General features: G+C 53.5%; 21 protein-coding genes and 1 pseudogene. 11 read left to right on the forward strand and 11 right to left on the reverse strand.

Going from position 1 to position 23843, the window contains the following annotated elements; translation table 11 throughout:
- Positions 1 to 344: 344 nt before the first annotated feature.
- Together yeaG and K6958_RS11480 are read left to right on the forward strand one after the other, a co-directional pair.
- On the forward strand, positions 345 to 2279 hold the full coding sequence (gene yeaG / locus K6958_RS11475; protein ID WP_249891234.1) for a protein kinase YeaG: 1935 nt from the start codon (positions 345 to 347) through the stop codon (positions 2277 to 2279).
- A gap of 94 nt (positions 2280 to 2373) precedes the next feature.
- Complete coding sequence (locus K6958_RS11480) at positions 2374 to 3651, forward strand: YeaH/YhbH family protein (RefSeq protein ID WP_249891235.1); 1278 nt, start codon at positions 2374 to 2376, stop codon at positions 3649 to 3651.
- 55 nt (positions 3652 to 3706) lie between these two features.
- Here the strand turns inward: K6958_RS11480 and K6958_RS11485 are convergent, their stop codons facing one another.
- Positions 3707 to 5683: a ligand-gated channel protein gene (locus K6958_RS11485; RefSeq protein ID WP_249891236.1), complete on the reverse strand. Its 1977-nt coding sequence runs from the start codon at positions 5681 to 5683 to the stop codon at positions 3707 to 3709.
- Between the two features lie 319 nt (positions 5684 to 6002).
- The gene (locus tag K6958_RS11490; protein WP_249891237.1) at positions 6003 to 6713 is read right to left on the reverse strand and encodes a phage antirepressor KilAC domain-containing protein; all 711 of its coding nucleotides are present in this window, start codon (positions 6711 to 6713) and stop codon (positions 6003 to 6005) included.
- 247 nt (positions 6714 to 6960) lie between these two features.
- On the opposite strand from K6958_RS11490, the gene K6958_RS11495 reads away from it, so the two are divergent.
- Entirely contained in the window at positions 6961 to 8688 is a 1728-nt protein-coding gene (locus K6958_RS11495) for a potassium/proton antiporter (RefSeq protein WP_249891238.1), read from the forward strand.
- Here the strand turns inward: K6958_RS11495 and K6958_RS21380 are convergent.
- A pseudogene (locus tag K6958_RS21380) lies at positions 8623 to 8775 on the reverse strand (hypothetical protein); the annotation flags it as partial. The gene K6958_RS11495 and the pseudogene K6958_RS21380 overlap by 66 nt on opposite strands.
- Between K6958_RS21380 and K6958_RS11500 the strand changes: the two are divergent.
- Together K6958_RS11500 and K6958_RS11505 are read left to right on the forward strand one after the other, a co-directional pair.
- The gene (locus K6958_RS11500; protein ID WP_249891239.1) at positions 8767 to 9000 is read left to right on the forward strand and encodes a DUF1480 family protein; all 234 of its coding nucleotides are present in this window, start codon (positions 8767 to 8769) and stop codon (positions 8998 to 9000) included. The pseudogene K6958_RS21380 and the gene K6958_RS11500 sit on opposite strands and share 9 nt — an antisense overlap.
- Positions 9001 to 9111: 111 nt before the next feature.
- A complete protein-coding gene (locus K6958_RS11505; RefSeq protein WP_249891240.1) occupies positions 9112 to 10302 on the forward strand; it encodes a multidrug effflux MFS transporter in 1191 nt (396 codons plus the stop codon).
- Between the two features lies 1 nt (position 10303).
- Here the strand turns inward: K6958_RS11505 and dadX are convergent, their stop codons facing one another.
- Together dadX and K6958_RS11515 are read right to left on the reverse strand one after the other, a co-directional pair.
- The gene (gene dadX / locus K6958_RS11510) at positions 10304 to 11374 is read right to left on the reverse strand and encodes a catabolic alanine racemase DadX (protein ID WP_249891241.1); all 1071 of its coding nucleotides are present in this window, start codon (positions 11372 to 11374) and stop codon (positions 10304 to 10306) included.
- Positions 11375 to 11393: 19 nt separating this feature from the next.
- Entirely contained in the window at positions 11394 to 12698 is a 1305-nt protein-coding gene (locus tag K6958_RS11515; RefSeq protein ID WP_249891242.1) for a D-amino acid dehydrogenase, read from the reverse strand.
- Positions 12699 to 13205: 507 nt separating this feature from the next.
- On the opposite strand from K6958_RS11515, the gene K6958_RS11520 reads away from it, so the two are divergent.
- Positions 13206 to 14741: a SpoVR family protein gene (locus tag K6958_RS11520; RefSeq protein WP_249891243.1), complete on the forward strand. Its 1536-nt coding sequence runs from the start codon at positions 13206 to 13208 to the stop codon at positions 14739 to 14741.
- Positions 14742 to 14800: 59 nt separating this feature from the next.
- Here the strand turns inward: K6958_RS11520 and fadR are convergent, their stop codons facing one another.
- Complete coding sequence (gene fadR / locus K6958_RS11525) at positions 14801 to 15514, reverse strand: fatty acid metabolism transcriptional regulator FadR (RefSeq protein WP_249891244.1); 714 nt, start codon at positions 15512 to 15514, stop codon at positions 14801 to 14803.
- Positions 15515 to 15728: 214 nt separating this feature from the next.
- Here fadR and nhaB point away from each other — a divergent pair, with 214 nt between their 5' ends.
- Together nhaB and dsbB are read left to right on the forward strand one after the other, a co-directional pair.
- Positions 15729 to 17273 (forward strand): sodium/proton antiporter NhaB, encoded by a 1545-nt coding sequence (gene nhaB / locus K6958_RS11530; RefSeq protein ID WP_249891245.1) that lies wholly within the window; start codon positions 15729 to 15731, stop codon positions 17271 to 17273.
- A 127-nt stretch (positions 17274 to 17400) separates the two neighbouring features.
- Entirely contained in the window at positions 17401 to 17931 is a 531-nt protein-coding gene (gene dsbB, locus K6958_RS11535) for a disulfide bond formation protein DsbB (RefSeq protein ID WP_249891246.1), read from the forward strand.
- 16 nt (positions 17932 to 17947) lie between these two features.
- Here the strand turns inward: dsbB and ycgN are convergent, their stop codons facing one another.
- The 4 genes from ycgN to K6958_RS11555 form a co-directional block, all read right to left on the reverse strand.
- Positions 17948 to 18394: a cysteine cluster protein YcgN gene (gene ycgN / locus K6958_RS11540; protein WP_249891247.1), complete on the reverse strand. Its 447-nt coding sequence runs from the start codon at positions 18392 to 18394 to the stop codon at positions 17948 to 17950.
- A gap of 60 nt (positions 18395 to 18454) precedes the next feature.
- Positions 18455 to 19114: a fumarylacetoacetate hydrolase family protein gene (locus K6958_RS11545; RefSeq protein WP_249891248.1), complete on the reverse strand. Its 660-nt coding sequence runs from the start codon at positions 19112 to 19114 to the stop codon at positions 18455 to 18457.
- Between the two features lie 47 nt (positions 19115 to 19161).
- Entirely contained in the window at positions 19162 to 20256 is a 1095-nt protein-coding gene (locus K6958_RS11550) for a lytic murein transglycosylase (RefSeq protein WP_249891249.1), read from the reverse strand.
- Positions 20257 to 20341: 85 nt separating this feature from the next.
- A complete protein-coding gene (locus tag K6958_RS11555) occupies positions 20342 to 20617 on the reverse strand; it encodes a YcgL domain-containing protein (RefSeq protein WP_249891250.1) in 276 nt (91 codons plus the stop codon).
- A 160-nt stretch (positions 20618 to 20777) separates the two neighbouring features.
- Between K6958_RS11555 and minC the strand changes: the two genes are divergently transcribed.
- Genes minC through minE form a run of 3 tightly spaced genes read left to right on the forward strand, consistent with a single transcriptional unit; the run spans position 20778 to position 22593 of the window.
- Positions 20778 to 21476, forward strand: coding sequence for a septum site-determining protein MinC (gene minC / locus K6958_RS11560; RefSeq protein WP_249891251.1), 699 nt, complete (start codon positions 20778 to 20780; stop codon positions 21474 to 21476).
- A 31-nt stretch (positions 21477 to 21507) separates the two neighbouring features.
- Positions 21508 to 22320 (forward strand): septum site-determining protein MinD, encoded by an 813-nt coding sequence (gene minD / locus K6958_RS11565; RefSeq protein ID WP_085071523.1) that lies wholly within the window; start codon positions 21508 to 21510, stop codon positions 22318 to 22320.
- Positions 22321 to 22323: 3 nt separating this feature from the next.
- Positions 22324 to 22593 carry a cell division topological specificity factor MinE gene (gene minE / locus K6958_RS11570; RefSeq protein ID WP_249891252.1) on the forward strand — a complete coding sequence of 90 codons (270 nt, stop codon included), beginning with the start codon at positions 22324 to 22326 and terminating at the stop codon, positions 22591 to 22593.
- Between the two features lie 54 nt (positions 22594 to 22647).
- Here the strand turns inward: minE and rnd are convergent, their stop codons facing one another.
- Positions 22648 to 23775 (reverse strand): ribonuclease D, encoded by a 1128-nt coding sequence (gene rnd, locus K6958_RS11575; protein WP_249891253.1) that lies wholly within the window; start codon positions 23773 to 23775, stop codon positions 22648 to 22650.
- Positions 23776 to 23843: the final 68 nt, after the last annotated feature.

Raw genomic sequence — 23843 nt, forward strand, 5'->3', positions numbered from 1 at the left:
TGACATATTCAAAAGGAAAGAAAGGTTCGCTTTGCCGCAGTCATGGCGGCTTATTTACAAAAACGTTACAGGCCGCGTCCCGCAAGGGCAATGCTTATTATCAGCCCCACTTTCCTGTTGAAATTAAATGGCATTAAAGAAAATTCCTGAAATGCCATCTACAGTTAAAAGTAACCTATGTGATTCGTTCGAGCAGAGTGACCATCAAATCTGTGTACCCCGATAAAAATACGTCAGGTTGGCATACGGGTTGCTGTACTCCTAAGAGAATATCTTCCGGAAGCTGATACACCTTTTATAACGCTTCCTTTACCTGTGCTAAAAACGAAAGGACGGGCATCGCTATGAATATATTCGATCACTATCGTCAGCGTTATGAAGCTGCCAAGGACGAAGAGTTCACACTGCAGGAATTCCTGGCTACCTGTAAGCAGGATCGCAGTGCATACGCCAACGCGGCAGAAAGACTTTTGATGGCTATTGGTGAGCCGGTCATGGTCGATACTGCTCAGGAGCCTCGCCTTTCCCGACTGTTCTCAAACCGTGTGATTGCACGTTATCCGGCCTTTGAAGAGTTTTATGGGATGGAAGAAGCGATTGAACAAATCGTTTCTTACCTGAAACATGCGGCTCAGGGTCTGGAAGAGAAAAAACAGATCCTGTACCTGTTGGGCCCGGTGGGTGGTGGTAAATCCTCGCTCGCTGAACGCTTAAAATCACTGATGCAGCGCGTACCGATTTATGTGTTGAGCGCCGACGGCGAACGCAGCCCGGTTAACGACCACCCGCTGTGCCTGTTTAATCCACAAGAAGACGCTAATATACTTGAAAAGGAGTATGGCGTGCCGCGCCGTTATCTCGGCACTATTATGTCGCCGTGGGCAGCAAAACGACTGCATGAATTCGGCGGCGATATCACCCGCTTCAAAGTTGTTAAAGTCTGGCCGTCGATTCTGGAACAGTTGGCCATCGCCAAAACCGAGCCGGGCGATGAAAATAACCAGGACATTTCCGCGCTGGTTGGTAAGGTTGATATTCGTAAGCTGGAAAACCATGCGCAAAACGATCCCGATGCCTATGGCTATTCCGGGGCACTGTGCCGCGCCAACCAGGGCATCATGGAATTCGTGGAGATGTTTAAAGCGCCGATCAAGGTGCTGCATCCGCTGCTCACCGCCACGCAGGAAGGGAACTACAACGGTACGGAAGGTATTTCCGCCCTGCCGTTTAACGGGATTATCCTGGCGCACTCTAACGAATCAGAATGGGTGACCTTCCGTAATAACAAAAACAATGAGGCGTTTCTTGACCGTGTTTACATCGTCAAAGTGCCCTATTGTCTGCGGGTTTCGGAAGAGATCAAGATCTACGAGAAGCTGCTTAACCACAGCGAGCTGACGCATTCTCCTTGCGCGCCAGGTACGCTGGAAACGCTGGCCCGTTTCTCGATTCTTTCGCGCCTGAAAGAGCCGGAAAACTCCAGTATCTATTCAAAAATGCGGGTTTACGATGGGGAAAGCCTGAAAGATACCGATCCGAAAGCAAAATCGTATCAGGAGTATCGCGATTATGCCGGCGTGGATGAAGGGATGAATGGGCTTTCAACGCGCTTCGCGTTTAAGATCCTGTCGCGGGTGTTTAACTTCGATCATACCGAAGTGGCAGCTAACCCGGTTCACCTGTTCTACGTGCTGGAACAGCAGATTGAACGCGAACAGTTTCCGCAAGAGCTCGCCGAAAAATATCTTGAGTTTCTGAAAGGATATTTGATCCCTAAATACGCGGAGTTTATTGGTAAAGAGATTCAGACTGCCTATCTGGAATCCTATTCTGAATATGGCCAAAACATTTTCGACCGCTACGTTACCTATGCGGATTTCTGGATTCAGGATCAGGAGTACCGCGATCCGGATACCGGTCAGTTGTTCGATCGCGAAGCGCTGAATGCCGAACTGGAGAAAATTGAAAAGCCAGCCGGTATCAGTAATCCCAAAGACTTCCGTAATGAGATCGTTAACTTCGTGCTGCGCGCCCGCGCACAGAACAGCGGACGCAACCCCAACTGGACCAGCTATGAGAAGCTTCGCACAGTTATTGAGAAGAAAATGTTCTCCAATACCGAGGAGCTGCTGCCGGTTATCTCCTTTAACGCGAAAACGTCAACCGACGAGCAGAAAAAGCACGATGATTTTGTCGACCGTATGATGGAAAAAGGCTATACCCGCAAGCAGGTTCGTCTGCTGTGCGAATGGTATCTGCGTGTGCGCAAATCATCATAAGTTAAGGCGTACCAGCCTATAAACGTAACGGAAGCGACATTAAAGAGGTCGGACATTATGTCCGACCTTGCTTGCAACGTTGTTTGGGGGAGCTATGGCCTATTTTATCGATCGGCGACTGAACGGCAAAAACAAAAGCGCGGTGAACCGTCAGCGTTTTTTACGCCGCTACAAGTCGCAAATCAAACAGTCGATCTCCGAGGCCATCAATAAACGTTCGGTTACCGACGTTGAGAGTGGTGAATCCGTTTCTATTCCGGTAGATGACATTCATGAACCTGTTTTCCATCAGGGCCGCGGCGGCACCCGTCATCGCGTGCATCCCGGTAACGATCATTTTGTACAGAACGACCGTGTAGAACGGCCTCAGAGCGGCGGCGGCGGCGGCGGAAGCGGCCAGGGCAATGCCAGCCAGGATGGTGAAGGTCAGGATGAGTTTGTTTTCCAAATCTCTAAGGATGAATATCTCGATCTGTTATTCGAAGATTTGGCATTACCCAACCTGCGTAAAACGCAGCAGCGGCAGATGAATGAGTATAAGACGCATCGTGCGGGCTTTACCTCTAACGGTGTGCCCGCCAATATTAGCGTGGTGCGCTCGCTGCAAAATTCGCTGGCGCGCCGTACCGCGATGACCGCAGGCAAGCGTCGTATGCTACGTGAGCTGGAGGAAACGCTGCAAACGGTGGAAAAAACCGAGCCGGCGCAACTGCTGGAAGAAGAACAGCTACGTAAAGAGATTGCTGAGCTGCGGGCGCGTATCGAGCGGGTTCCCTTTATTGACACCTTCGACCTGCGTTATAAGAACTTTGAGAAACGGCCGGAGCCATCCAGCCAGGCGGTAATGTTTTGTTTGATGGACGTCTCAGGCTCTATGGATCAGGCGACCAAAGATATGGCAAAGCGCTTCTATATTTTGCTTTATCTGTTTTTGAGCCGAACCTACAAGAATGTGGAAGTGGTCTATATCCGCCATCATACCCAGGCGAAGGAAGTTGATGAGCAGGAGTTCTTTTACTCGCAGGAGACCGGCGGCACCATTGTTTCCAGCGCCTTAAAGCTGATGGATGAGGTGGTAAAAGATCGCTACGATCCTACGCAGTGGAACATCTATGCCGCTCAGGCGTCGGATGGCGATAACTGGGCTGACGACTCGCCGCTGTGTCACGAGATACTGGCGAAAAACATTTTGCCGGTGGTACGTTACTACAGCTATATCGAAATTACCCGCCGCGCCCATCAAACGCTGTGGCGTGAATATGAACATCTGCAGGCCACGTTTGATAATTTCGCCATTCAACATATTCGCGAGCCGGAGGATATCTATCCGGTATTCCGTGAACTGTTTCATAAGCAGGTAGTGGAAAGCTGACCGAACAGCATCAGGGCGCGCGCGGCTCGCCCTGATGTTTTCATTAAACCCTTTCTCAGAAAGTGTAGCTCAGGCCGGCAGTATAGCGGCGGCCATCCAGCACCGTGGCGTAATCGTCATAATCAATAGTTTTATCAAACAGGTTATAGATGCCGGCGGTGATCATTAATTGCTTATGCGCCTGATAGCGTATGCCGCTATCTACCTGCGTATAAGAAGGCGTTCCCTGTGCCATTGAGGTCCGGCTCAGGTATTCCGAGGTGCTGCCACGCAGGTTCAGCCGGCTCCAGAAGCCCAGTTTCGGCATCGCCTGCCAGTCCAGGGTGGCATTAAACATATGCTTCGGCATTTTGTTCAGCGGCTGGCCGGAAAACTGCCCACTCTTCTGCTCGGAGTGTGTCCAGGTATGATTTGCCGTCAAATTAATATCTCGCGTAATACGCCAGCCGAACGTCGACTCCACGCCGCGGATCGTCGCCTTATCCACATTCACCCGGTCACTGACAAAATCATAATGCGTATCGCCAAGGGTACAGGCGGGTGCTGCGCTGTTATTGCAGCGCCGCGTTTCGGTGATTTTGTTTTTGAAATCGGTATTAAACAGCGTGACGCCTGCGTTCAAGCCCGTCTGGTTATCCCACAGCAGCGTGATCTCCTCGCTCAGGCTTTTTTCCGGCTTAAGATCGGGATTGCCGACAATGATGCCGTTACTCCTGCTGCCGCCAGTTATCTGTCCCCAGTTGGCGGAGGACTGGCGTAAATCAGGCGCGCGATAGCCCGCTGAGATGCCGCCCTTCAGGATCCACTGCTCGTTGATCTGCCAGACGCCATAACCGCGCGGCGTCCAGTTAGTACCGTAATTTTCATCTTCATTTATCCTGATGCCGCTTGTCAGGGTGAAATTGTCCGCCATTAGCCACTCATCCTCAGCAAACAACGCCCAGTTCCAGCGCGTCAGCTTATCCAGCCCCGCAGCGGCATCAAGCTGGTTGCCCCGATCGCGCAATTTTTCATAGCGATACTCACCGCCGAGGGACAGCGTGTGGTCGCCAAGAAACAGTTGGTTGAGGTTATTCAGAATGGTGTTGTAAAACGCCATCTTACGGCCCGGATTGCTGCTCTCTTCATGCTGCAAATAGCTGGTGGTATTGAAGGCATCGTAATAGCCGTTATGCGCTATGCCCCAGGTGGTATGGGTATAACGGTTGTCACTGCGGCTGTTGGGAGTACAACGTTGATTACGACAGCTCTCCAGCGCTTTGGTCTTGCCCGGCGTACTGTTGCGATCCTGTAATTCGCGAGCGATATCAAGTTCAATGTTGTTATCCTCATCCGGCGTCAGATTAAAGGTAACGCCGCCGTTACGCATTCTCTGCTCGCTGTAACCATTAAGGATTTTGTCTTCGGCGCGACGTGACAGCAGCCCGCTGACCTTCATTCCCAATAGCCCTTCTATTAAGGGGCCGGAAGCCCAGGCATTGGTCTGGAACAGATCGCCGGAATCACGCTTCTCCTGCAGCGTGGCATCGCCATGCAGGGCACCGCGCCATGCCTGCTGCGTGGCGATTTTTTTAGTGATCACATTAATCACGCCGCCCATCGCATCGGAACCGTATAGCGATGACATCGGGCCACGAATGACTTCAATACGTTCGATCGATTCCAGCGGCGGCAACCAGCCCTGCTCAATGCCCGCGTTGTCGCTGTTAGGCCGGGTATCGCGCGTGCTGATACGCTTACCGTCCACTAAGAACAGCGTATATTTAGACGCCATACCGCGAATGCTGATATCGCTGCTGCTGGCGCCCCCGGTAACCACTACGCCCGGCACATCTTTCAGCGCATCGGTGACATCACGGTAAGCTTTATCTTCCAGCTGCTTTTTGGTGATAACGGAAATTGAGGCGGGCGCCTCCTGGATTTTTTGCTCGAAGCCGGTGGCGGTTACCACCATAGCCTGCTCTTCAGCAGCGTGAAGCAACGGCGCGGCGGCCGCAGCCAGCAGCACGGTAACGATATTTATACGAGGCATAACTCATAATCCCTTATGGCAATCGACAAAAAGCCAGCCTTCCTGCATTAATAGCTGGCCCTGATACAACTCAAGCGCGGGATGATTGTACAAAATAGAAGCGACGGGTAAACAAAAACGATAAGCATTCTCATTTTGCGTGTCTTTTATGTGTGCGTGATCAACTTTTCTGGAAAGGGTATGGAATATTTAAGGCAACAAAGGGCTGTTCAAGAGTGAATCGCGGATATTAAAAATCCGCCTTCAATGAAGGCGGATTAAGGTGAATGGCAAAGCAGAATGTCAGGCTAAAATCGCCCAATGAGACGGACAACCTCCGTCAGGCCGCAGCGCCTTTAGGCTGCGAAGCGATATGCCCGGCCCACAGGCTGGCAACCCATTTCACGCCTTTGGCAGTAAAGCGCGCCTGCGAGAAGGCGTGTTGGTTTTCGCCTACGCCGGAACGCAGCGTAAAACGCCCGGCGTTAATGTGCTGCTGATGTGGCGTAAGCGTACCGTTCATGCGGTACATAATATGGCGCTCCAGCAGGAACTGGCGAAAGTCAGGCTCTTTTACCTTCAACATTTTGCACACCTGACGGAAGCCCAGCGACTCTTCTTCCACCGTGACATAGCGGTCGAAGAATTCAGCCTTGGGAGCGAAAAGCGCCAGCTGCTGCTCTGCTTTTTGACGCTGTTCAAACTGTTCGGCCCAGGCGCGCGCGGCCTCAGCCGGATTGGTAAAATCGGGCAGATGCGCCATTTTTTCGCGCTCCTGCCAGCGATCGAGCGCTTCGGCAGTAAAGGCAGGCGATAAGCGCGCCACCGCCAGCACCGAGTCACGCTTGTTAAGACGATATTCCTGTCGTGTCGCGCCGTCAGCGTCGTAATCCCATGAGATTAGCGGCTGTGACAAACGCTGCGCCGTTTCCAGACTTTTAATCAGACGTTTCACTTCACCATGGGTATTACCGGTCATCTCGGCGATTTCACGGCTACTCATTGTGACGGATTGATGAAGAGCGTTCAGGCTCTCAGTAGAAATCATCATAGCTTCACCATTGACTTGCGAATAGCATCAGCCCCGTGAGGGAGTACAAATAGTATACGTATTACTGGTTTAATATCCAGTATTTTTTTTAATCAATTTCACTTTGCGGCACGATACGAAAAAAAACAAATTTTAGTTCCTGCGAGCTGTGACAAGCTATTGATAAAGCATTATCTTTTGAAAGCGGTTATAGTGTAAGCCCCAGGAAAACCGCTTTTTGTCATCTGTTTTACGAGGAGAAAACGCCTTGAATGCCAGCACGATTTACAGTCTTTTCATTATTGGTTCCGTGCTGGTTGCATCAAGCATCCTCCTCAGCGCCTTTTCTTCTCGTTTAGGTATTCCTATTCTGGTGATCTTCCTGGCGCTCGGCATGCTGACCGGCGTCGACGGCATCGGCGGTATCGCCTTTGATAACTATCCGCTGGCCTATATGGTTTCTAACCTTGCGCTGGCGGTTATCCTGTTAGATGGCGGCATGCGCACCCGCGCCTCGTCGCTACGCGTCGCGCTGGGTCCGGCGCTCTCTCTCGCCACGGTTGGCGTGATGATCACCGCCGGGCTCACCGGTCTTGCCGCCGCCTGGCTGTTCCGGCTTGATATGATGCAGGGCTTTCTGATTGGCGCGATTATTGGCTCTACGGATGCCGCCGCCGTGTTCTCTCTGCTGGGCGATAAAGGGCTGAACGAGCGCGTTAGCTCTACGCTGGAGATCGAATCCGGCAGCAACGATCCAATGGCGGTATTTCTGACGATCACCCTGATTGAGATGATCCAGCAGGGCGAAACCGGCCTGAGCTGGATGTTTGTCGTTCATCTCATCCAGCAGTTTGGTTTAGGCATCGTGCTGGGGTTAAGCGGCGGCTGGGCGATCCAGCAGCTGATTAATCGCATCTCTCTCGCCAATGGGCTTTATCCGCTGTTGGCCGTCAGCGGCGGGATTCTGGTGTTCGCCCTGACCACCGTGCTGGAAGGCAGCGGCATTCTGGCGGTTTATCTGTGCGGCTTCCTGTTGGGCAATCGACCTATTCGTAACCGGCACGGCATTCTGCAAACTTTTGACGGTATGGCCTGGCTGAGCCAGATCGGCATGTTTCTGGTGCTGGGCCTGCTGGTAACGCCGTCCGATCTCTGGCATATCGCCGTACCGGCAATGTTGCTTTCCCTCTGGCTGATTCTGTTTGCCCGCCCGCTATCGGTCTTTATCGGCCTGCTGCCCTTTCGCAGTTTTACCCTACGCGAGCGTGTTTTTATCAGTTGGGTCGGTTTGCGCGGCGCGGTGCCGATTATCCTGGCGGTGTTCCCGATGATGGCCGGGCTGGAAAATGCCTCGTTGTTTTTTAATATCGCTTTTTTCGTAGTGCTGGTATCGCTGATGCTGCAGGGCACCTCGCTGAGCTTCGCCGCACGCAAAGCGAAAGTGATCGTTCCCCCTACCGCTTCGCCGATTAGCCGCGTAGGGCTGGATATTCATCCGGAAAATCCATGGGAACAGTTTGTTTATCAGTTAAGCGCTGATAAATGGTGCGTCGGCGCGGCGCTGCGTGATTTACAAATGCCGCGTGAAACCCGTATCGCCGCCCTGTTTCGTCAGAATGTGTTGATGCATCCCACCGGCAATACTCGCCTGCGTGAAGGCGACGTGCTGTGCGTGATTGGCCGCGAGCGCGATCTGCCCGCGCTGGGTAAGCTGTTTAGCCAGTCGCCTCCGGTGGCGCTCGACCAGCGCTTTTTCGGCGACTTTATTCTTGATGCCGACGCACGGCTGCGTGACGTGGCACAAATCTATGGTCTGGATCTGAATGAAGAGACTAATGATCAGCAGTCGCTGGGTCAGCTGATTCTGGGTATGCTCGGCGGCGCGCCGGTGGTCGGCGATCAGGTGGAATGGAACCATCTGATCTGGACCGTGGCGGAGAAAGAAGATAATCAGGTGATAAAAATCGGCGTACGGGTACCGGAAGAAAAGGAATAATCCTGGCCTGGCCCTCTCCAATTTCCTGCCAGAGCGACTAAGCTTAAAGTTCACGTCATTCCTGGAGGGACATAACCCATGGGTCATGTAGTCAAAATTGGTCGCTACGAGATTATTGATGCAGATTTGAATGCTGAACCGGCTGATACTATCAGCATTCCCTGTCAAACCAATCCCGGTCTCAGCTACCAGCTTGACGGCTGGGACGAGGAAACCAGCGTTCCCGCGTGGATTGACGGCCAGCCGGTTGATCTGGAGATCGGCCATTATGATAAACAGCAGGATCGCTGGTTTTTGAAAAAACCTGCCTGATACCATCAGGGAGCAGCAACCTGGCTGCTCCTGATTTTATTTTTCCCTTTTCTTTTTCATCACATCTCTCTACGCTGTGCAGCTCAAAAATATCGGATAATAACTTCCCTGATGCAAAAATTTACCCTTTTGTTGCTTAGCCTGGTGCTCTTAGCGCCCCTGGGCATCGATCTCTATTTGCCGACGCTGCCGGATATCGCTCTGGGGCTGGCGACGCCGGTCGCCACGGTGCAAACCACCATTCCTGTGTTTCTGCTGGTGATGGGGCTGGGCCAAATTATCGCCGGGCCGCTGGTGGATAATTTTGGACGTAAGCCTGTCGCCATGATCGGTCTGTTGTTGTATATCTGCGGCAGCGCCCTTGCCGCCTGTGCGATAAACTGGCCAATGTTTTTGCTGGCGCGTCTGGTGCAGGGCTGTGCGGTATGCTGTACCGCCGTGGTCGCGTTTAGCGGCGTGCGCGATCGGCTCTCCGGCGATGAAGCGGCGCGCGCCTATGGCTTTCTTAACGGCGCGCTGAATATCGTACCGGCGCTGGCGCCGATGCTCGGCGGTTTTCTGGCCGCAGCCTTTGGCTGGCGCGCGCCGTTCTGGTTCCTGGTGGGCTATGCATTGCTGATTAGCCTGCTGATCGCCTGGCTGCTACCGGAAACGCGCCCGGCCGATACGCGCAAGGTCAAAGGCCTGCCGCTGCGGCAATATGGCGCGATTTTGCGTCAGCCGCGCTTTCTCGCTTTCGCCTTCGCCAACGCCGGCGCGCTGGGAATGGTGTTAACTTACGTCTCGCTGGCGCCGCATGTGCTGATGACCGAAGGCGGCCTGAGCGCTTTACAGTTTTCCATCGCCTTCGGCGCCAACGGTTTCTGGATCATGCTGGTAAGCATTCTGGTCAATAAAATGATCCGCAAAGTGGGCCGTCCGGTTTGTCTGGCGCTGGGCACGCTGGCGATGCTGCTGGGGGCGCTACTGCTGTTTGCCGGCGAGCAGCTGTTTCCTGCCGCGCTGCAAACCCACTGGGCGCTCTACATGCTGCCGGTCGCGGTTTCCGTGGCGGGCCTGGCTTTTACCGTTGGCCCAGCCACCAGCTATGCGCTGGAACCTTATCAACAGCAGGCGGGCGTCGCTTCCGCGCTGGCAGGATTTATTCAGATGGCGGGCGGCTCATCGGCCGGGCTATTCATGATGGCGCTGCCGCTGAAGGAAAAAGATGCGCTGGCATTGATGATGTTGGTGGGCGCAGCGCTGACCTTTCTGGCCTGGCGCTGCAGTAAAAAAATGCGCGGCTCGCTGACCGCGCTATAATCTATACCACCTCAACCGGTACCCGCGGCGCGACGGCGCACATCAGCTCATAGCCAACGGTACCGGCACTACTTGCCACCTCGTCGATTTTAACCCGATCGCCCCACAGCTCTACTTTGCTACCGATGCCAGCCTGCGGACAGGGCGTTAAATCTACCGTGATCATATCCATTGATATCGCGCCGACAGTGGTGGTGCGTACGCCATCAATCACTACTGGCGTTCCGCTGGGCGCATGACGCGGATACCCATCGGCATAGCCGCAGGCCACCACCCCGATACGCTGCTCGGCAGCGGCATGATAACGGTAGCCGTAACCCACGCCTGCGCCGGGCCTGAGCTGCTGAATGGCGATAATCTCGCTGGTTAACGTCATCGCAGGCTTTAGCCCGGTCCCGGCGATATCCTGCCACTGGCCGCCTGGCGAGGCGCCATAAAGAACAATGCCCGGCCGCACCCAGTCAAAATGCGCTTCCGGATGCCAAAGCGTTGCCGCTGAGTTAGCCAGCGAGCGTGGGCAGTTGAGTCCTTCAGCCGCCCGCTCCACCTGTTTCATCGGCTCGATGATGCCCTCTTCTTTCTCCGCCTCAGCGAAGTGAGTCATCAGGGTCATCTCACCGACATTATCCAGCGCACGCAGTTTTTGCCAGACCTTATGCACCTGTTCTGGCATAAAGCCCAGCCGGTTCATGCCGCTATTCACTTTGACATAGATATCAAGCGGCGCGCTGAGCTGCGCTTTAGCCAGCGCCTGGATCTGCCAGTTGCTGTGGACGCTGGTGGTTAAACGATAGCGGTCCAGCAGTTCAAGTTCATCGCTATGGAAAAAGCCTTCCAACAGCAGAATCGGTTTTTTCCAGCCGAGCTCACGCAGCTGAATCGCCTCTGCCAGATTTAACAGCGCAAAACCATCCGTATCACTCAGATGTTGCCAAATACGGCTGATGCCATGGCCATAGCCATTCGCTTTCACAACAGACCAGACACGGGATCCCGGCGCCGCGCGGCGCACAATCTCCAGATTTTGTCGCAGCGCAGCGCTATGAATGGTTGCGACAATCGGACGTGACATAACCTCTCCTTGTAACTCGTTAACGTGCAACGTTTGCATTATGCAGTTGCGGGTGCGTTACCGGTGAATAACCAGGCAGATAACGCAGTACAGAAAGATCATCTGCAGCAATCGCCGGTTTATTGCCGGAGATAATATCAGAAAGCAGCTGTCCTGAACCGCATGCCATCGTCCAACCGAGCGTGCCGTGTCCGGTATTAAGGTAAAGATTTTTTAACGGCGTCGGTCCAACAATCGGCGTACCGTCCGGCGTCATGGGACGCAGCCCGGTCCAGAAATCGGCCTGTTCAATATGACCGCCGTTGGGATAGAGATCGCGTACCACCATTTCCAGTGTCTCGCGCCGCGCCGGCAGCAGTTGCGTGTTAAAACCGACAATTTCCGCCATTCCGCCGACGCGAATACGCCGATCGAATCGGGTAATGGCCACTTTATAGGTCTCATCCAGCACGGTGGAAACCGGCGCGCCGGCTTCATCGCGGATCGGGATGGTCAGTGAATAGCCTTTCAACGGATAAACCGGGATAGAAACGATATCCGCCAGCAGCGCGGTAGAATAAGAACCGAACGCGACCACATAGCTGTCTGCGGTGATCACCTCAGCGCCGCTCTTTACCCCGATAATCCGATTCCCCTCGCGCAGCAAGCCCTCAACCGGGGTATTAAAACGAAAAGTGACGCCCGCCTCTGACGCCATCTGCGCCAGCCGTTGGGTAAACAGCTGACAGTCGCCGGTTTCATCATTGGGTAAGCGCAGCCCGCCGGTCAGCTTATGGTGGGTAGCCGCAAGCGCCGGTTCGACGCGCGCCAGCTGATGCGCCTCCAGCAGTTCATAAGGTACGCCCGCCTCTTTTAACACCGCAATATCTTTACTGGCGCTCTCATACTGCTGCGCGGTACGAAACAGCTGTAGCGTCCCGCCCTGGCGCCCCTCATAGCCGATGCCGATCTGTTCACGCAGCGCTTTCATGCAGTCACGGCTGTATTCGGCAATACGCACCATACGGCTTTTATTTTGCTGATAGTGACGCATATCGCAGTTACGCAGCATCTGCCACATCCATTCCAGCTGAAAGCGGCTGCCATCAAGCCGGATCGCCAGAGGAGCATGGCGCTGGAACATCCATTTAATTGCCTTCAGCGGGACGCCCGGCGCTGCCCAGGGCGCCGCATAGCCCGGCGAAATCTGCCCGGCATTCGCCGCGCTGGTCTCCTGCGCCGGACCTGACTGGCGATCGATAACTGTGACTTCATGACCCGCCTGCGCCAGATACCAGGCGCTGGCAACGCCGACAACTCCACTTCCCAGAATGACAACTCGCATAACTCCCCCGAGGCAACCCCTATAGAACAATCCACTAAGTCACAGCCAACCACATGGATGATAATTTTGCCGCATTTGCATCAACATAGCGGTGACATATTTCACATCTTTTTTACCTAAGCGTGGGCTAAAAACAAGATGCTGGTTAAATTTCAGTGGAAAAATCGGCTTTTAAAACAATATCAGCAGCAAATCAGGTTTAACTGGATAAATCAGCCAGCCGCCAGCAGATTAAATAACCGTCATACAAAAAACACATAAACAGGATTTTATGCCAGAAAGCCTTTATATAAAGGCATTATTCATTATTTAAAATTTCGTTTTTTATTGCGGCTTTATTTTGTATTGCAGTTTCCGGTTGCATTCCGGTTTCAGATGGAAAACAGTGAACTATCATTACAGTGTTCGCTCAGTTCTTTGGGCCTTCTTTTTCAGGATGAGCCTTAAACAACAGGAATGCCTGGGGCAATGATTTGCCCAACGGGATTCACCAACGAGGGGTGCGCTATGGCGACAATATTTGACGATCCGGTTAAGGACAGCAAACGACTCAGTGACGGACCCGACTGGACCTTTGAGCTACTTGATACCTACCTGGCGGAAATCGATCGCGTGGCGAAACAGTACCGTCTGGATACCTATCCGCATCAAATTGAAGTCATTACCTCTGAACAGATGATGGACGCCTACTCCAGCGTCGGTATGCCCATCAACTATGCGCACTGGTCATTTGGTAAAAAATTTATCGAAACCGAGCAGCGTTATAAGCACGGCCAACAGGGGCTGGCCTATGAGATCGTAATTAACTCTAATCCCTGTATCGCCTATCTGATGGAAGAGAACACCATCACCATGCAGGCGCTGGTTATCGCTCACGCCTGCTATGGTCATAACTCATTTTTTAAAAATAACTATCTGTTCCGCAGCTGGACCGATGCCGGTTCTATCATCGATTACCTGCTATTTGCGAAAAACTATATTGCCGAGTGCGAAGAACGTTACGGCGTGGAAGAGGTAGAGCGCCTGCTTGATTCCTGTCACGCACTGATGAATTACGGCGTCGATCGCTATAAACGTCCGCAAAAAATTTCGCTGCAGGAAGAAAAAGCGCGTCAGAAAAGCCGCGAAGAGTATCTGCAAAGCCAGGTGAATACCCTGTGGCGTACCCTGCCGCGGCGCGAAAAAGAGGAAGTGCATACTGAGAAAGTGCGTTTCCCTTCTGAACCGCAGGAAAACTTACTCTATTTCATGGAGAAGAATGCCCCGCTGCTGGAACCCTGGCAGCGTGAAGTGCTGCGTATTGTACGTAAGGTAAGCCAGTACTTTTACCCGCAGAAACAGACGCAGGTAATGAACGAAGGCTGGGCGACTTTCTGGCATTACACCATTCTGAACCACCTGTATGATGAAGGAAAAGTGACGGAACGCTTTATGCTGGAATTCCTGCACAGCCATACTAACGTGGTGTTCCAGCCCGCCTATAACAGTCCCTGGTATAACGGTATCAACCCTTATGCGCTGGGCTTTGCCATGTTCCAGGATATTAAACGCATCTGTCAGTCGCCGACCGAAGAGGATCGTTACTGGTTCCCGGATATGGCCGGTTCAGACTGGCTGGAAACGCTGCATTTCGCCATGCGTGAATTCAAAGACGAAAGCTTTATCAGCCAGTTCCTTTCACCGAAAGTGATGCGGGATTTCCGTCTGTTTACCGTGCTGGATGACGATCGTAATAATTATCTGGAGATCGCCGCGATTCATGACGAAGCGGGCTATCGTGCGATTCGTCAGCAGCTTTCCGCACAGTACAACCTGAGCAATCTGGAACCTAACATTCAGGTGTATAACGTTGATCTGCGCGGCGATCGCTCTTTGACGCTGCGCTATGTGCCGCATCAGCGCTCTCCGCTGGATAAAAGCCGACGCGAGGTGTTAAAGCATGTGCATCGTCTGTGGGGGTTTGAGGTCCATCTGGAACAGCAGAATGAAGATGGCAGCGTGGAGATCCTGGATCGCTGTCCGCCCCGCCCTAATACCTTATAAGTAAACCCTCAGGGCCGGCAGAAAACCGGCCCTGATACCGCGCTCTGGTTCGTCCACTATCAGCGACGATGCAGCTCATCCGGCATGCTTTTTTGCATGCTATGCCAGATTTCACCGCTGCGGCGGCCATAGTCACGCACCGCGGTAACAATGTTTTCCGGCTCGGTGCCGTTACAAAAGGCGAGCAGCTGCTGATAAAAGCGCTGCGCTAAGCTACGGGCTTCAGGGTTGGAGAAATAGTGGCGCCCTACGCGGGTGTAAAGCCCTTTCAGGCCGTTGAGAATCAAGCCGTAGATAGGATTGCCAGAGGCAAAGGCCAGCCCACGGAAAATACGATAGTCCAGCTCGGTATAGGCGTCTGCCTGATCGTCTACCCCTTCAGCCGCCTGTAACACTTCACGCGCCTGCTCCGGGAAATGACGAATAGCGCGGCGAATAAAGATGGAAGAAACGTTAGTGCGCACGGAGAGCACGTTATCCATCAGTTGCGGAACGCTGTCATGATCGAGACGCGCCAGCGTTTCAAGAATATTCAGGCCGGAAGTCTCCCAGAAATCATTCACACGCGTCGGTTTGCCATGCTGAATGGTCAGCCAGCCATCGCGCGCCAGACGCTGAAGCACTTCACGCAGCGTGGTGCGCGTTACGCCAATGAGCTCAGAAAGCTCGCGCTCGGCAGGCAGAATGGAGCCAGGGGGAAAGCGACTGTTCCAGATACTTTCGATGATGTACTCTTCCGCGAACCCGGCCGGGCTCTGCGCCTTTATAACCATAGCATTTCTCGTTGCTTTTTCATTAGGCAATATGCCACTCATCATACCAGACGGCCCAGGCATCACCTAGCCTCGCTTCGTTTAAAACCTGAATCCAGCGCAAAAATCGACGAATTGAACGGCTTTAACCGAAAGCGCATTGCCTCGCCGGCTGGCGGCGTTTACCCTTTCCATCTGAAAATTTTCTGAGTCCTGTATGAGGATACTGCTACATATGGATATTTCCACCGGGCGCGCCTTTACGCGTAATTTTCTTGGGCAATCCCCCACCTGGTATAAGCTGACGCTGCTGGGCTTTTTAGTGATTAATCCGCTGCTGTTTTTCTTTGTCAGCCCTTTTCTTGCCGGCTGGCTGTTGGTAGCAGAATTTATTTTTACGCTTGGGATGGCGTTAAAATGTTATCCCCTGCTGCCCGGCGGCCTGCTGGCGCTGGAAGCGATTGTTATCGGCATGGCCAGTGCCGAGCAGGTTAAAGAGGAGCTGGCGAATAACCTTGAGGTATTGCTGCTGCTGATTTTTATGGTGGCCGGCATCCATTTTATGCGTCAGCTTTTGCTGTTTGTTTTTACCCGTCTGCTGTTGTCCATCCGTTCAAAAATGCTGCTTGGACTGGCGTTCTGTCTGGCCGCCGCGTTTCTTTCCGCCTTCCTTGACGCGTTGACGGTAGTCGCCGTAGTGCTAAGCGTCGCTGCAGGCTTTTACGATATCTACCATCGTGTATTGTCGGAGGGAGAGGAAAATGTTGATATCGATAGCCTCACTAATGACGATCATCGCCAGACGCTGGAGAAGTTCCGTTCATTTCTGCGCAGTCTGATGATGCAGGCGGGCGTCGGCACCGCCTTAGGCGGCGTGATGACCATGGTAGGCGAGCCGCAGAACCTGATTATCGCCAAAGCCGCCGGCTGGGATTTTATTGGCTTCTTTTTACGTATGGCGCCGGTTACCGTGCCGGTGCTGATTTGCGGCCTGATCACCTGCGTGCTGCTGGAGCGTTTCCGCCTGTTTGGCTATGGTGAGCCGCTGCCGGAAAAAGTGCGCAACGTGCTGATGGACTTCGACCGCGAATCCCGTCAGAAGCGCACCCGACAGGAGCGGCTGAATTTGTGGATTCAGGGTTTGATTGCCGTCTGGTTGATCGCTGCGTTAGCGCTGCATCTGGCGGAAGTCGGCCTGATTGGCCTGTCGGTCATCATTCTGGCCACCTCCTTCTGCGGCATTACCGATGAGCATGCTATTGGCCGGGCTTTTTCCGAGGCGCTGCCCTTCACTGCCCTGCTGACAGTCTTTTTCGCCATTGTCGCGGTTATCGTTCAGCAAGATCTGTTTAGCCCGCTGATCCATTTCGTTTTGCAGGCGGAAGCGAATATGCAGCTGACCTGGTTTTATGTATTCAATGGCTTGCTGTCATCCATTTCGGACAACGTGTTTGTCGGCACCGTTTATATTAACGAAGCGAAAAACGCCTTTAACAGCGGCGCGATTAGCCTGCAGCAGTTTGAACTGCTGGCGGTAGCGACCAATACCGGCACCAATCTGCCTTCCGTCGCCACGCCGAATGGCCAGGCCGCATTTCTGTTTATGCTGACCTCCGCGCTGGCGCCGTTGATTCGTCTCTCTTACGGGCGAATGGTCTGGATGGCGCTGCCCTATACCATTGTGCTGGCGCTGGTCGGGCTATTCTGCATCATGTATACGCTGGAGCCGATGACGCTGTGGATGACAACGCACGGCTGGCTGCCGCCGCTGGCATCCTAATACCCGGCAAAAGTGGCGGCGAAATGATCTTACGTCATTTTTAGCTCGGTTTTTTCGCTGCCCTGGCTGGCAGCGATCGCTATTTGCTTTACACTGCCGATTCAACGCTAATGACAGGGAATGATTTATGTTGCGATACCTGAACCAATGCTCAAGAGGACGCGGTGCCTGGCTGCTGCTGGCGCTGACCGCGTTTGCTCTTGAAATGGTCGCGCTGTGGTTTCAACACGTTATGATGCTGAAGCCGTGCGTTATGTGTATTTATGAACGTTGCGCGCTGTTTGGTGTGATGGGTGCCGGGCTGGTGGGCGCGATTGCGCCGAAGACGCCGCTACGCTATGCGGCGCTGCTGATCTGGCTGTATAGCGCCTGGGAGGGATTACATCTCTCGTATAAACATACGATGATCCAGCTGCACCCTAATCCCTTTGTCACCTGTGATTTCGCCGCCCGCTTTCCTGGCTGGCTGCCGCTGGACAAATGGTTGCCCGCGGTATTTGTCGCCACCGGCGACTGCTCCGAACGCGTCTGGTCTTTTCTGACGCTGGGCATGCCGCAGTGGCTGATGGTGATTTTCGCCGCCTATTTACTGGTCGCGCTGCTGGTGCTGATCGCTCAGCCATTTAAATCCAGGCGGCGCGATCTCTTTTCCCGCTAATCATTAACCGGCTGGATTAGGCTTTCCATTCCGGCCGGTTAATAATGTGATCTTCCCAGTCCCTGACTTCGCTTTCACGTACCGCGATATGACGCACCGAAATACGGGCGGCATGCATCGCCGCGCGCGACCCGCTGCGCAACGGATGCCAGACCGGCAATCCTTTGCCTTCCGCCAGCAGACGGTAGGCACAGCTGGCCGGCAGCCAGGAAAAAGTCGGTAAATTATCACGCGTTAGCTTGATACAGTCCTCTTCAAACTCGAAGCGACGCTCATAGTTACGGCATTGACAGGTTTTGATATTCAGCTGGTTGCAGGCCACGTTAGTGAAATAGATTTCATCGGTATCGGCGTCCTGCAACTTATTGAGGCAGCACTGGCCACAACCATCGCACAAGGATTCCCATTCCTCATCAGTCATTTGTTCCAGGCTCTTTTCCTGCCAGAAAGGGGTCTCAGTCATTGTGATGTCCGGTTAAGCAAAAGCGCACCTTATAAACAGTTCAGCGGTCAGATGCAAGCGTCACAGCACGCGCGTAGTTACGCCGTGACCCGCCAGCGACACTTCCAGCGTATCCCCCGCATGCAGCGGGCCTACGCCTTCCGGGGTGCCGGTCAGAATCACATCGCCCGCGCGCAGGGTAAAATATTTGCTCATATAAGCGATCAGCGGCAGAACCGGGGTAATCATATCGGCGGTGCTGCCCTGCTGACGCACTTCACCGTTAACCACCAGCTTAAGTTCACACTGCTGCGGATCGCTGGCAAACTGATTAACCGGAATAAAACCGGAAAGCGGACAGGAATTATCAAATCCCTTGGCCTTCTCCCATGGCTGCCCGGCTTTTTTCAGGCCGGCCTGGATATCACGCAGCGTCAGATCAAGGGCGACGCCATAACCGGCGATAGCCTGACCGACATGCGCTTCGCTGGCCTGTTTTAACGTCGAACCGATTAAAATCGCCATTTCTACTTCATGATGCACCGCGCCGAGATCACGCGGAATAGAGAGCGGCTGGCGCAGATCGCACAGCGCCGTCTCCGGTTTAATAAAAATGACTGGTTCCTGCGGCGTTGCGCTGCCCATCTCTTTAATATGCTTAGCGTAATTGCTGCCGACACAAACCACTTTGCTTACCGGAAAATCTAACAGTGCGCCCTGCCAGTTACGATGTTGATACATGCTTTTCCCCTTGCTGAGAGTGACAGCGCCACGCCGGCGCCGATGGTCTACTGCGCCTGTGCTACCGCATCCGCCATTTTGCCGATGCTGATTGCGAAGTAATAAGAACGATTCCAGCGCATGATGGTGCGGAAGTTGTCATAAACCATGAAGGCGCGGCCGCTCACGCCATCCGGCAGAATAATCCAGCCGCGCTGTGCGGTATCCGGCAGCGCCTCGCTGCTGCTCAGACGCACGCCCAGTTTTTCCCATTCGCCTACCGTTTTAGCCTGTTGCGTTTTCAGGCCCGCCAGCTGAGGATCAAAATCGACCGGCAGGATAACCTCGCGGCCCCAACCTTCGCTCGCATCCCATCCCTCTTTAGCCAGATAGTTAGCCGTGGAGGCGAAGACATCGCGCTGGTTGCGCCAGATATCAATTTTTCCGTCGCCGTCGCCGTCCACGCCATAGTTGAGATAAGAGCTGGGCATAAACTGGTTCTGCCCCATCGCGCCCGCCCAGGAGCCTTTCATCTCTGGCGCGCTGATATGGCCCTGCTGGATCATTTTCAGCGCGGCGATCAGCTCTTTGGTAAAGAAGGCTTCGCGACGCCCTTCAAAAGCCAGCGTGGCGAGCGCGGAGATAATATCTTCACGTCCCTGAATCTGTCCGAAATGACTCTCCATTCCCCACAGTGCCACGATATATGGCGCCGGTACGCCATACTGCTGGCTGGCGCTTGCCAGCTCGCTTTGATATTGCTGATAACGGCTCCGGCCCTGCTCGATCTTTTTCGGCGTGATGACGCGCGCCAGATAATCATCAAGGGTAATTTTCTGTTCCGGCTGATTGCGATCGGATTTAATCACCCGGTCGACAAAACGCACGTTCGCGAACGCGCTATTTAACGTCTCTTCATTAATGCCCTGCTGGCGCGCCTGCGCTTTTAGCTGCTCGACGTAAGCGGGAAACTCTGCCGGATCGCGTCCCTGCTGCGCCAGCGTGGTGTTGCCGGCAGGCGCTCTGAGAAAGCCGCCGCTTTTGGTTGCGCCCGCGGAAGCGGCGGGCGTAGAGGTAGCAGGCGCTGACGAGACGCTATTTTTACTGGCGCATCCTGCCAACATTATTGTCAGTAACGTCGCGCTCAGGGCATTTAGCTTCATATCAGGTCCTTATTAATCAATTGAAAATCGCCGGAAATAAACTGAAGAATTATTCGCCAATTTATTATTTACAGATGAATCTGAATTAAGCCGGATCCTTTTTTCCCAAATGTATTTTAAGCAGATCTTCGACCGGTGGCGGAAGCTGCAAATAATAACCCTGCTCTCGCAGCGCCAGCTTTACTTTCTCAATATCCGCATTCGCCAGTTTCTTAGTGCGTTCAAGGGGTAACACCATCGCCAGCTGCGGTTTGCCAAAACCGCGCAGTAGCTCTTCCGGCACGCGGGAAAAGTCGTCTTTTTTTTCAACATAGAGATAAGTCTGATCGCGTTGAGGGCTTCTGTAGATCACACAAAACATATTTTTTACTCGAATTAAGCGGGGTGGTGACTTGCCTGAATATAGCAGTAACTATAACATGCTTGCAGTAGTTAGGAATAATGTCCCGCCTTGATTACGCGCTGGCTAAATCAGGCATAATTTAGTCGGGTTTAGACATAACAGGACTGAGCCAGGACAGATGTCGCAAACGCCAATCGAGTTTAAAGGCAGTAGTTTTACTCTGTCTGTTGTTCATTTACACCACACGCATCCCGATGTGGTTCGTCAGGCGCTTCAGGACAAAATTGATCAGGCGCCTGCCTTTCTCAAAAATGCGCCCGTGGTGCTGAATGTAGCCTCTCTGGACGGTGACGTTAACTGGAAACAGATGCAGCAGGCTATCGCGTCAACGGGGCTACGCATTGTCGGCGTCAGCGGCTGTAAAGATGAGGCGCTCAAGCGCATGATCGCGCGCGCCGGTCTGCCCATCCTGTCTGAAGGCAAAGAACAGAAGAAAAGTCCTGAGCCGGTAGCGCCAGTTGCTGTCGCGGCGCCGGAAAACGCGCTGGCTAAAACGCGCGTGGTGACCACGCCGGTGCGCTCCGGACAGCAAATTTATGCGCGTAATACCGATCTAATCGTAACAAATAGCGTCAGCGCCGGTGCCGAGCTGGTCGCCGATGGCAATATTCATATTTATGGCATGATGCGCGGTCGTGCGCTGGCTGGCGCCAGCGGCGATCGCGATTGCCAGATATTTTGTACCAGTTTATCTGCGGAGCTGGTTTCCATAGCGGGCGAGTACTGGATTATGGATCAAATTCCGACGGAATATTTTGCAAAAGCAGCGCGCCTTAGCCTAAAAGATGGCGCGCTGACAATACAGACTTTGAATTAGGCCCCTTTTTATTTATAAGGAATTCTTATATATGGCACGCATTATTGTAGTTACATCCGGCAAAGGGGGCGTTGGCAAGACCACGTCAAGCGCGGCCATTGCTACCGGTCTGGCACAGAAAGGGAAAAAAACCGTGGTGATCGATTTTGATATCGGTCTGCGTAATCTCGATCTGATTATGGGCTGTGAAAGACGCGTGGTTTATGATTTCGTCAATGTGATCCAGGGCGACGCCACGCTGAACCAGGCACTGATTAAAGACAAACGAACAGAAAACCTCTATATCCTGCCTGCTTCCCAAACGCGAGATAAAGATGCCCTGACGCGCGAAGGCGTCGAAAAAGTGCTGAATGAACTGGATAAGATGGAGTTTGACTTCGTCCTGTGCGATTCGCCCGCAGGCATTGAGACCGGCGCGCTGATGGCGCTCTATTTTGCCGATGAAGCCATTATCACCACCAACCCGGAAGTCTCTTCGGTGCGCGACTCCGATCGTATTCTGGGCATTATCGCCTCCAAATCACGCCGTGCCGAAAACGGTCAGGAGCCGGTCAAAGAGCATCTGCTGCTGACGCGTTATAACCCAGGCCGCGTGAGCCGCGGCGATATGCTGAGCATGGAAGATGTGCTGGAGATCCTGCGTATTCCGCTGGTTGGCGTAATCCCGGAAGATCAGTCGGTGCTGCGCGCTTCCAACCAGGGCGAACCCGTTATTCTGGATACCGAATCCGATGCGGGCAAAGCCTATGCCGATACCGTTGAACGGTTACTCGGTGAAGAACGCCCCTTCCGCTTCATTGAAGAAGAGAAGAAGGGATTCCTGAAACGCCTGTTCGGGGGATAAACCATGGCCTTACTCGATTTCTTTTTATCCCGTAAAAAGAACACTGCCAATATAGCCAAGGAAAGGCTGCAGATCATCGTAGCTGAACGCAGGAGGGGCGATAGCGAGCCCCATTATCTGCCGCAGCTGAAGCGCGATATTCTGGAGGTAATTTGCAAATATGTGAAGATCGATCCAGAAATGGTGACGGTCCAGCTGGACCAGCGCGGTGATGATATCTCGATACTGGAACTGAACGTGACGCTGCCGGAAATGGAAGAAGCCACGAAATGATGCGTCTCCAGTCCTGACCTTCCCCTGCCTTACGCAGGGGAACGTTTAAGCAGGCTATTGCGGATAGTCCGCTAACACCTGTTTGATTTCCTGCTCCATCAGTTCGCCACGCCATCCGCTGACCAGTTCGGGCAGCCGCTCACGCGGTTTGATTTGCCAGTGCCAGCTCAACAGCTGATTGATTTGACGGCGTGACGCCAGCAGTTCAGTACTCAGTCCGCTGCGCTCGCTTACCTCCTGCACGACCGCCTTCAGCGCTTTAAACGCCTTTTTATAGTGCGGATGATCGTTAATATTGAGCAGCATCTCCGGCAGGCTCTCTTCCGGTAACGCGTTAGCTTCATTCACCATATCCAGCAGCGTTTTGCCATGGAAACGGATTTCGTGACCGCTCAATCCTAAATGATCCAGCTCGCCCAGGGTGCCCGGCAGATAGCGCGCTACCTTCCACAGGTTCTCTTCGCGCACCACGAAATTAACCGCCATATTCTTTTCACGGGCCAGTTTCAGGCGCCAGGCTGCCATACGTTGCAATGCCGCCAGCTGACGCGGGCGCAGCAGCGAAGCATTGCTGATTTCCCGATACGCCTCCTCCGGCTGCAGCGTTTCCGTACGGCGTTGACACAGCAGCAGACATTCACTGCGCGCCGCCTCCAGCTGCCCTGCCGCCGCGGTTTCATCCATCAGCGTATGGGCAATTGGCAGCAGCCAGAACACATCGGCGGCCGCATAATCGCATTGACGCGTAGAAAGCGGACGCGCCAGCCAGTCGGTACGCGATTCGCTTTTATCCAGTACTTCTCCGGTAAAGTTTTCTACCATCGCCGCAAAGCCCATCGACAGCGGACGGCCGCTAAAGGCAGCGAGGATTTGCGTATCAATCAGCGGCGTGGGCAACACGCCAAAGCTGTGCAGAAACACTTCCAGATCTTCACTACCGGCATGCAGGAATTTGGTTATGCGGGTGTCGCTCAACAGCTCGATTAGTGGTTGCCACTGGGTGATAGTCAGCGGGTCGACCAGCGTAATCTGCTCGCCATCGTAAATTTGCAGCAGGCCGAGCTGCGGATAGTAGGTACGGGTGCGAACAAATTCGGTATCGAGCGCAATCGCGCGATGCTGGCGCGCAGCGTCGCAGCAGGTCTGTAGCGCCTCATTGGTGGTGATATAGGTGTAATTCAAATCCGTGCTCTCTTGCCAGCGGTTCGTTTGCGTTGCTGATGAAATAACAATAAAAACGCCGGGTTACC

Origin of the sequence: Mixta hanseatica (assembly GCF_023517775.1) — a bacterium.
Classification (GTDB): Bacteria; Pseudomonadota; Gammaproteobacteria; order Enterobacterales; family Enterobacteriaceae; genus Mixta; species Mixta hanseatica.